The organism is Streptomyces sp. WM6386 (genome assembly GCF_000972385.1).
GTDB lineage: Bacteria > Actinomycetota > Actinomycetes > Streptomycetales > Streptomycetaceae > Streptomyces.
This window is the reverse complement of record NZ_JXTE01000792.1, coordinates 1-312: the sequence shown is the minus strand read 5'-3', so window position 1 is coordinate 312 and position 312 is coordinate 1. Positions and strand designations below refer to the sequence as shown.

Annotated in this window: 1 pseudogene; it reads right to left on the bottom strand. The window is 76.0% G+C overall.

The features are described 5' to 3' along the window. Window positions 1-312, bottom strand: a pseudogene (locus TN53_RS49040) (hypothetical protein); the annotation flags it as partial.

The following is a 312-nucleotide window of genomic DNA, read 5'->3' as shown; positions in this document are numbered from 1 at the left end:
CAGCGGAGGAGAGATCAGCGGCGGGTCCAGGGCCCCGCGTCGGCTCCCGGAAGGCTTCGCCCCCCCACGCCGGACCACCCGGTTCGGTTCGTACAACACCCGGGGGGCCGGGGGGGGGGGGCCGCCTGCCGCGCCCCGGTCGTTGTAGAAGAAGACCCCGGGGGGTCCCCGGTCGGCGGCGATGCCGTCCAGGACACGTAGCGCCCCCTCGTCCCCGCCGCTGATCTCTCCTCCGCTGCGCACCACCCACTCCTTGGGGACGGTGATGCCCTCGGCGCGCAGAGCGTCCCGGAAGCCGCGCAGCCGGTCCGC